Source organism: Mesorhizobium alhagi CCNWXJ12-2 (assembly GCF_000236565.1).
Classification (GTDB): Bacteria; Pseudomonadota; Alphaproteobacteria; order Rhizobiales; family Rhizobiaceae; genus Allomesorhizobium; species Allomesorhizobium alhagi.
The window spans coordinates 1-3,164 of sequence record NZ_AHAM01000176.1 but is presented as its reverse complement, the minus strand read 5'-3'; the positions used below and the strand labels follow the sequence as shown (position 1 = coordinate 3,164).

Below are 3,164 nucleotides of genomic sequence, written 5' to 3'. Positions count from 1 at the left end.
CGGCGGGCCGGCGGCCGGTCGCCACATCGACCAGCAGCGGCGCGACCTCTGTCCACGGCTTCGGCTTTGAAAATTGTCCGGCGGGCTTCTTGACCATGCGCAAAACTCCTGATTCCCGCGACATTGCCAAGCCCTGCGCGCTTTGACCAGTTGCCTGACAGCAGTGGTACAAGCTTTTCGGCCAGTGACGCGGACAAACGCGCTGGGGACAATCGCCACAATCGGAACCGGCCGCTTGCAGCGGGCCGGGCTGCGGCCTATAGCAGCGCTTTAATGACCGACGCTCCGTCCCTGCCGCTTTATCCGCACCGCCATCTGCTTGGCATCAGGGACCTGTCTCCCGCCGATATCGAGCTTCTGCTCGACCGGGCCGACGCCGCTGTGTCCATCTCGCGGCAGCCCGAGAAGAAGACCTCGACGCTGCGCGGGCGCACTCAGATCAACCTTTTCTACGAAGCCTCGACGCGCACGCAGTCGTCCTTCGAGCTTGCCGGAAAGCGGCTCGGGGCGGATGTGATGAACATGTCGGTGGCGAGCTCTTCGGTGAAGAAGGGCGAAACGCTGATCGACACGGCGATGACGCTTAACGCGATGCGGCCAGACATTCTCATCATCCGCCATCAGTCGGCGGGGGCGGCGGCGCTTCTGGCGCAGAAGGTCGGCTGCTCGGTGGTCAATGCCGGCGACGGCGCGCACGAGCACCCGACGCAGGCGCTGCTCGATGCGCTGACCATCCGCCGCGCCAAGGGGCCGCTGGCCAAGCTGATCGTCGCAATCTGCGGCGACATCCTGCATTCGCGCGTCGCCCGCTCGAACATCATCCTGCTCAACGCACTCGGCGCGCAAGTGCGCGTGGTGGCGCCTTCGACTTTGCTTCCCTCGGGCATCGAGAAGATGGGCGTTTTCGTCGCGCACACCATGGCGGAAGGGCTGAAGGACGCAGACGTGGTGATGATGCTTCGGCTGCAGCGCGAGCGCATGGCGGGCTCTTTCGTGCCGTCGGTGCGCGAATATTTCCATTATTTCGGGCTCGACGCCGAGAAACTGAAGGCGGCAAAGGACGGCGCGCTGGTCATGCATCCCGGTCCGATGAACCGCGGCGTCGAGATCGCCTCGGAAATCGCCGACGGGCCGCAAAGCGTCATCCAGGAGCAGGTCGAGATGGGTGTCGCGGTGCGCATGGCGGTGATGGAGGCGCTTCTCGATCCGCGGCGCAACCGCGACAGGCATTCGGCATGAGCGTCACGGTCTTCCAGCACGCCCGCATCGTCGACCCTTCCCGCGGCATCGACGAGACCGGCACCGTCATCGTCGACGGGAAAAAGATCGTAGCGTCCGGCGCTTCGGCGTCAAACCAGGGTGCGCCGGAAGGCGCGACGGTTGTCGATTGCCGCGGCAAGGCGATCATCCCCGGCCTGGTCGACGGGCGGGTGTTCATCGGCGAGCCAGGGGGCGAGCATCGCGAAACCATCGCCTCGGCGAGCCTTGCGGCGGCGGCCGGCGGGGTGACTTCGATCGTCATGATGCCTGACACCGATCCGGTCATCGACAATGTCGCACTGGTCGAATTCGTGCTCAGGGCCGCGCGCGACACCGCGCTGGTCAATGTGTTCCCGGCGGCGGCAATCACCAAGGGGCTCGAAGGCCGCGAGATGACGGAGTTCGGCCTGCTGCGCGAGGCAGGCGCGGTCGCATTCACCGACGGGCGGCACACAATATCCAATGCGCTGACCATGCGCCGCGCGCTGACCTATGCCCGCGATTTCGGCGCGGTCGTTGCGCATGAGACGCAGGACCGTGACCTCGCCTCGTCCGGCGTGATGAATGAGGGGCTCTACGCAAGCTGGCTCGGGCTGCCGGGCATTCCGCGCGAGGCCGAGGCGATTCCGCTCGAGCGCGACCTGATGCTGGCGCGGCTGACACGCGGCGCCTATCACGCCGCGAAGATATCGACTGAAATGTCGGCTGAGGCCGTGGCGCGGGCCAAGGGCGACGGCGCGAATGTGACCGCGGGCGTTTCCATCAACCATCTGTCGCTCAACGAAAACGATGTCGGCGAATACCGCACCTTCTTCCGGCTTTCGCCGCCGCTGCGCGCCGAGGATGACCGCCTCGCCATGGTCGAGGCGCTGAGGAACGGCACGGTCGACATCATCGTCTCCTCGCACGATCCGCAGGATGTCGACACCAAGCGCCTGCCCTTCGCCGACGCCGCCGACGGCGCGATCGGGCTCGAAACGCTGCTTGGCGCGGCACTGCGGCTCCATCATAATGACGAGATCCCGCTGATCAGGCTGGTCGAAGCGCTGTCGACCGCGCCGGCAAAACTGTTCGGGCTACCCGGCGGCACACTCAAGCCCGGTGCGCCGGCCGACCTCGCGCTGGTCGATCTCGAAGAGCCGTGGATCGTCAGCGAGGCAGGTATCCGCTCGCGCTCGAAAAACACCTGTTTCGAAGGCGCCCGGCTGCAGGGCAAGGTCTTGCAAACGCTGGTTGCGGGCCGCACAGTGTTTTCGGCACAGGCCGGCGATTGAGACTCTGAGATCGGCCAATCCCGGGGGAACCATGTTATACACGCAGTTGCTCGCCGCCCTCGTCTTCGGCTACCTGCTCGGTTCCATCCCGTTCGGCCTGCTGATCACCCGCGCCGCCGGCCTGGGCGACGTGCGCAATATCGGCTCGGGCAATATCGGCGCTACCAATGTGCTGCGCACCGGCAATAAGGGCCTGGCGGCGCTGACGCTCATCCTCGACGCGCTGAAGGGCACGGCGGCGGTGCTGATAGCCGGGATTTACGGGCCGGAGCTTGCCCTTGTCGCCGGCTTCGGTGCGTTCCTGGGACATCTTTTCCCCGTCTGGCTGGGATTCAAGGGCGGCAAGGGCGTGGCGACCTATCTCGGCGTGCTGGCCGGCCTGGCATGGAAGGTGGCGCTGGTCTTCGCCGCCGTCTGGCTCGCCGTCGCCTTCATCATGCGCTATTCGTCGCTCGCGGCGCTGGTCGCGTCCGTGGCCGTTCCGCTCACGCTGCTTTATCTCGGCCGCATCGACTACGCCGTGCTGTTTGCCGTGATGACGGCGATCGTCTTCATCAAGCACCGGGCCAATATTTCGCGGCTGCTAGCCGGCACGGAGTCGCGCATCGGGGCCAACGGATGAGCGAACCC

The 3,164-nt window shown here is 65.9% G+C and carries 3 protein-coding genes; all 3 read left to right on the top strand.

Annotated features, from left to right (window positions below):
- Positions 1-273 precede the first annotated feature (273 nt).
- Genes MAXJ12_RS20480 through plsY form a run of 3 tightly spaced genes read left to right on the top strand, consistent with a single transcriptional unit; the run spans position 274 to position 3,156 of the window.
- Positions 274-1,239, top strand: coding sequence for an aspartate carbamoyltransferase catalytic subunit (locus MAXJ12_RS20480; protein WP_008837885.1), 966 nt, complete (start codon positions 274-276; stop codon positions 1,237-1,239).
- Positions 1,236-2,534: a dihydroorotase gene (locus MAXJ12_RS20475; RefSeq protein ID WP_008837884.1), complete on the top strand. Its 1,299-nt coding sequence runs from the start codon at positions 1,236-1,238 to the stop codon at positions 2,532-2,534. The genes MAXJ12_RS20480 and MAXJ12_RS20475 overlap by 4 nt, the downstream gene beginning before the upstream one ends.
- Positions 2,535-2,565: 31 nt before the next feature.
- Positions 2,566-3,156 carry a glycerol-3-phosphate 1-O-acyltransferase PlsY gene (gene plsY / locus MAXJ12_RS20470; RefSeq protein ID WP_008837883.1) on the top strand — a complete coding sequence of 197 codons (591 nt, stop codon included), beginning with the start codon at positions 2,566-2,568 and terminating at the stop codon, positions 3,154-3,156.
- Positions 3,157-3,164 lie beyond the last annotated feature (8 nt).

Excerpts from the sequence above, each read along its gene's own strand:
- MAXJ12_RS20480 (WP_008837885.1), top strand. The coding sequence starts at position 274 with ATGACCGACGCTCCGTCCCTGCCGCTTTATCCGCACCGCCATCTGCTT.
- MAXJ12_RS20475 (WP_008837884.1), top strand. The coding sequence starts at position 1,236 with ATGAGCGTCACGGTCTTCCAGCACGCCCGCATCGTCGACCCTTCCCGC.
- plsY (WP_008837883.1), top strand. The coding sequence starts at position 2,566 with ATGTTATACACGCAGTTGCTCGCCGCCCTCGTCTTCGGCTACCTGCTC.